Source organism: Curtobacterium luteum, assembly GCF_001475545.1.
In the GTDB taxonomy this organism is placed as follows: Bacteria; Actinomycetota; Actinomycetes; order Actinomycetales; family Microbacteriaceae; genus Curtobacterium; species Curtobacterium luteum_A.
Genome location: NZ_LDQC01000178.1, coordinates 1 through 1,856, shown reverse-complemented (window position 1 = coordinate 1,856; position 1,856 = coordinate 1). Strand labels below are relative to the sequence as shown.

3 protein-coding genes are annotated in these 1,856 nt (G+C 60.6%); all 3 read right to left on the bottom strand.

Annotated features, from left to right (window positions below):
• Positions 1 to 28: 28 nt before the first annotated feature.
• Positions 29 to 490, bottom strand: a complete 462-nt coding sequence (locus NS184_RS17025; RefSeq protein ID WP_193750564.1) for a hypothetical protein — start codon at positions 488 to 490, stop codon at positions 29 to 31.
• A gap of 184 nt (positions 491 to 674) precedes the next feature.
• Positions 675 to 1,463 carry a hypothetical protein gene (locus NS184_RS17020; protein WP_058727243.1) on the bottom strand — a complete coding sequence of 263 codons (789 nt, stop codon included), beginning with the start codon at positions 1,461 to 1,463 and terminating at the stop codon, positions 675 to 677.
• 200 nt (positions 1,464 to 1,663) lie between these two features.
• Positions 1,664 to 1,810, bottom strand: coding sequence for a hypothetical protein (locus NS184_RS18530; RefSeq protein WP_193750562.1), 147 nt, complete (start codon positions 1,808 to 1,810; stop codon positions 1,664 to 1,666).
• Positions 1,811 to 1,856: the final 46 nt, after the last annotated feature.

Below are 1,856 nucleotides of genomic sequence, written 5' to 3'. Positions count from 1 at the left end.
TCTCAGCATGCTGTTATCTACTCAGTGATTACCTGGGTACGTCCTTCCCAAGCCGTCCGAGCTCGCCGAGGCTGCGCGGATTTTCGATGACGCGGGACTCGATTGCCGCGGCCTGTTTCGCGAACGCTTGGCGGGCTTCTGCGAGCCGTTGAGCGACCGGGGCAGGCAACGGCTCACGTGCAGGCCATGACGCGTCCAGCAGCCCGCGTGCTTTCGCTGAGCGCACGTCTTCCTCGATTGCTGTCGTCGTCTGCCGTGTCAGCACCCGGATCTCCTCCATGAGCACGTCGAGGGACAGGTACGGGCGGGGACTTGGTTTCCGGAAGTGGCGTCGTACGGCTTCCTTGGCGACGTCGAAGGTGACGTCGGGTAGTTCCTCCGACCACACTTCGGCGGTCGCGTCGGACAGGGCACGGTTGTCGAAGCCGGCCGAGATGTAGCCGAGCAGGCGGCGCACTTCGGGGCGGTTCATGCTGATGCCGCCTTCCAACAGTCACATTCGAGCTCGTCGAAAATGTCGTCACTGTCACGAGGACGGATACCGCATTCATCACTGTGCGGCGCAAATGAGCAGTCGCAGTCGACGCCGCTGATTTCTAGCGAGATTGCTTGCACCCGGGAACACGTAGCTTCGTGGCGACCATCGTTGAGGAACACGTCGCTGCTTTTTGCTTTCATGCTTCGATCTCCCACTGCTGTTGGTTGTTGTTGTCGTCGCGGGTCATGAACGCGAGCAGTTCGTCATCACGGCGAGTTCCACGAGACATCTGCACAGGCGGCCTGCCCTGACGTTGCTGAGCAAACTGCGCATCCTTCTGCAGCCAGTTCGTGAACGCCGTGTTCCAGTTCTTCTGCCGACGGTGGTTGCGGCGAGCGTGGTCAACGAACCGTTCGAAGGTTCGCTGCTTGTCGAGGTGCAGCGAATCGGCCAAATCGATGTGCTTCTGATTGGGTCGCCAGGAGTCATCGAGCAACGTCCCGGCGTCTGACGCGTCAGCGTCAGACAAAGGGTTTTCAGTGTCGTGTAGTGACGTGACGTGACGTGTAGTGACGTGGGACGCGGAATCCGAGTGGATTCCGTCCGGATTCCGCTCGGAATTCGGGGCTACTTCCGCTTGTTTCCGGGCCTTACGTTCACGGTCACGACGAAGCGTCCTGCCGATTTGTTCCGCACTCTTGTTCCACTTCAGGTACGAACGCACCTGGAACCCGCCGTCAACTCGCAGCAACAAGCCGACATCGAGCAACGTTTCGATGCGCTTCTCGACGCTGCGGAGGTTCACGCCGACCGCGTGACGCATCTGCAGATCCGAAATGAACCCGTCCGAATCGCCGGTAGCGAGGAACGACAAGCAGCGGACGAACAGCAGCTCGGCGTGCTCCTTCGCCTCGAGGATTGAGTCGTCGAGGAAGTAATTAGCCGCGAGTGGCGTGTACGGGCCGTTGGACTTCGGTCTTGCCACGTTCTCTCCTTCCTGTCATGCCCCGTCGTCCGCTCGTTCGAATGCGCCGCGGAGAAACGAGATGGGTACGTGTGTGCGTGTGCCGTCGAGCAGCAGCAGATCCACTTGCCCGTCCTGGTGCACGTTGGTGACTTTGATGAGTTCCCACCGGTCCGTGATGCGACGCAGCCACGTGTTCGGGCGGAGGTGGAGGACGGTCATTAGTCGTCGCCCCAGATGGCTGCGTGGATGAGCCGTTCGACGTCGCGGATGTCGAGGATGACCTTGCCGATTTCCTTGAGCGCGTGTTCGTCGATCTGGTGTCGGATGCGGCGAGTGACGTCGGTGATCGTCTCGGTGTTAGGCATTTGTCGGCCCTCCGAGTAGCTTCACGAGGCCGTCGACGGTGAGTGT